This is a genomic window from bacterium (genome assembly GCA_009926305.1).
Taxonomy (GTDB): domain Bacteria; phylum Bdellovibrionota_C; class UBA2361; order UBA2361; family RFPC01; genus RFPC01.
The window spans coordinates 1-2,550 of the sequence record RFPC01000154.1 but is presented as its reverse complement, the minus strand read 5'-3'; the positions used below and the strand labels follow the sequence as shown (position 1 = coordinate 2,550).

4 protein-coding genes are annotated in these 2,550 nt (G+C 45.5%); 1 reads left to right on the top strand and 3 read right to left on the bottom strand.

The genetic code is table 11. From position 1 onward, the window contains the following. Nucleotides 1-35 precede the first annotated feature (35 nt). Nucleotides 36-497: a GNAT family N-acetyltransferase gene (locus tag EBR25_13115; GenBank protein ID NBW41921.1), complete on the bottom strand. Its 462-nt coding sequence runs from the start codon at nucleotides 495-497 to the stop codon at nucleotides 36-38. Between the two features lie 428 nt (nucleotides 498-925). Between EBR25_13115 and EBR25_13110 the strand changes: the two genes are divergently transcribed. Next, nucleotides 926-1,453 (top strand): GNAT family N-acetyltransferase, encoded by a 528-nt coding sequence (locus EBR25_13110; protein ID NBW41920.1) that lies wholly within the window; start codon nucleotides 926-928, stop codon nucleotides 1,451-1,453. A 421-nt stretch (nucleotides 1,454-1,874) separates the two neighbouring features. Here EBR25_13110 and EBR25_13105 read toward each other — a convergent pair whose 3' ends face one another. Together EBR25_13105 and EBR25_13100 are read right to left on the bottom strand one after the other, a co-directional pair. Then, nucleotides 1,875-2,177, bottom strand: a complete 303-nt coding sequence (locus tag EBR25_13105; GenBank protein NBW41919.1) for a hypothetical protein — start codon at nucleotides 2,175-2,177, stop codon at nucleotides 1,875-1,877. A gap of 2 nt (nucleotides 2,178-2,179) precedes the next feature. After that, nucleotides 2,180-2,419, bottom strand: a complete 240-nt coding sequence (locus EBR25_13100; protein ID NBW41918.1) for a hypothetical protein — start codon at nucleotides 2,417-2,419, stop codon at nucleotides 2,180-2,182. Nucleotides 2,420-2,550: the final 131 nt, after the last annotated feature.

The window sequence follows — 2,550 nt, the reverse complement described above, 5'->3', positions numbered from 1 at the left end:
AGGAAAAAAAATATATTAAAACAAATCATAAAATATCAACACAGTAGCTCCCTAATCTTTTCAAAAACTCCTTTTGAAAGAATAGAGTGCAATGGAAGCCAACCAGCCCTCGCATACAGGCCTCCATCATGCTTCTCTGTTTGCAGATAGAGTTGTCTAACCCCAAGTGAATTGGCAAGTTGCTCTGCCCAATTGAGCATCGTACTCGCAAGGCCTACACCTCGAGCTCTTGGTGCAACATAAACTCCCCCCAACCAATGCTCATAGTCAGGAAATTCCTCCATTTCTCGGTTTTTTAGCTCTAAAACACCCAGAATCTCTTGATCTTTGCACGCAACAATCAGGAGTGGGATCTTATCTTTGTTGAGCTTCAGCCTGAGCCTCTCGCTTGTAGCCTCAATCGAGTTCTCGGGGTCTATATATCCCCATTCTTCAAAAAACCATTTTGAAATCTGCGGAATAAACTCAGGGCAATCTGCTAAAAATTTAATTTCAATCTCGTTTTTCATATCGCTGAAAACCATCATGCCAAACTCCAGACCATTCCCGAAGTCCCTGATGGAAGGACGGGGCGTCTTCATACCTTTCTTTTAATCTCATTGTGTCAATAACTGATTCATCAAACATCGCAAACAACATGAGCTTAATCAAAGAAAGTGCGCTGAAATCGACCTAAGACAAGCCAATTCGTACATCCTTGCACCTCTTATCTTAATTACCTCCTTCTTCAAGGAACACTATCTGCGCTTTACTGCTTTGTAGGGCCGAGTGAAAGCACACTGACTGACGCCGCACCACCCTTCTCAAGTATCACCATCTTTTTTTCGGGGACGAGGCCAGATGAGACTCCACAAAGTTGTAAAATTCTTTCAAATAGACCCGTAAAGAATTATGGTGCCATAAAGTTTCGAAGCAAGGAGAAAATATGACAAACGTGTGTGAGCTTGTCGTACCATCAGAGCAGTTCCGTGATTCATATAGTAGTTACATCGCTGAATTAGAGAAACACGGTGAAAAGAGAATTCCATTTCCGTTACGCTATCCACACGAGGATTTCCCTGGGCTATTATTGCGATTAAAGAATGACGCTCTTGGCGTAAATCAGGAGGAGTGGCAGGTTCCGTGCTCAACGTACTGGCTTGTGGATGAACATTCAAAGATTGTTGGTGTTTCTAACTTAAGACACTGCCTCAATGAGAACCTCAAGCGCCATGGCGGCCATATCGGATACGGAATTCGCCCTTCTGAAAGAAATAAGGGATACGCCCAAACCATTTTGCGAGAAACCCTAGTGAAGGCCTCTGAGAGGGACATAAAGGAAGTACTCGTAACTTGCAATAAGAGCAACATTGCCTCTGCTAAGGTTATCAAGCGAAATGGAGGTGTCCTTCAAGAGGAAGAATTTATAGAGTCTGAAGGAGGCCTCATTCAGAGATATCTGATCTTACAGTAACTGTCTTAAGGGGTTTCTCCCTTCAGTCAGCTTCTTTTCATTGGGTTTATGGTCATTTCCTCGCAGGAGGATACTCCTGCTCACAAGCCGGATGTAGATGTTTTTATCCGCATAGATCCTAGAAGCACCTGATTATCCGAGAGAGGCTTTGCTGCCGAAAGAAAATATGGCCGTCGGCTCAGTTGTCCAGGGTAGCACAGCCCGAAAGAAAACAGATGGTCGTTCTTTTTGACTGGAATACTGCTTAACAGGTAGGCTCTGGCACCCAGCCACCAGGATAACAGATGTATGGAGGTAGGAGCCCTTCAGTGCAGAGATTCCCAAACTCTTCTGGAGTAAACAGTCCCTCAATCCACGCAGAGATGGCCACCATACCCGACGTCCCTGAGGGAAAGAGGAGGGGGGTAAGAGTAGGTCTGGGCTAGCCCAACAGCGTATCAATATTGAAAAAGAGCCACGCAAAGTGATAGAGGATAATGAGCTCCATGAAAACAGCAACGACAAAGATAAACGGCTGTGCCTCTTGGTCGATCTTTATCCTTCGTCTTCTACCAACGGTGATTACACCGAGATGTATGGAGACAACCAGATCGGTAAGTATGAAGAGACAGAGTGCAAGGACAGACTCTTCTAGGAAAACGTAGTCTCTCAGATCAGCGCTAATACCATCTGCTCCCCACCCCAGGTGCATGTTCCAGGTCACGATAGTAAGAATGGCAATCATACTTATCGAGTTCGCGACCGCTGCAATGAAGGCGAATGGGCTATCTCGAAACGAGATGGTTCGAGCACCTGCGTGTCGAGTACGGCATCCAGTCCGAGTCCAGCAATGAGAAGGGTAACTCCAGCAAGACAAGCGTGACGAGCCCACTCCTCGGGTAAAGCAAGAGAGCCGAAGAAAGCTCCGAGTCCGCCGAGTATTAAGTAGCCAGCGATGTCATCTATCAGTTTTGAAACAGTTTTCATGGTCTACTGATTGTTTTGAGCTTGTTGTTCAAACAAGTGGGTCAATATTCGTGGAAACAAAACTTTTTTTGCGCTGGATGTTATCCTATGCTGCCAAAATGTAGGTAAACTGGCCGCTTGAAGTGAGGCGA

Coding starts and splice junctions, on each gene's coding strand:
- EBR25_13110 (NBW41920.1), top strand. CDS start 926: ATGACAAACGTGTGTGAGCTTGTCGTACCATCAGAGCAGTTCCGTGAT.
- EBR25_13105 (NBW41919.1), bottom strand. CDS start 2,177: ATGATTGCCATTCTTACTATCGTGACCTGGAACATGCACCTGGGGTGG.
- EBR25_13100 (NBW41918.1), bottom strand. CDS start 2,419: ATGAAAACTGTTTCAAAACTGATAGATGACATCGCTGGCTACTTAATA.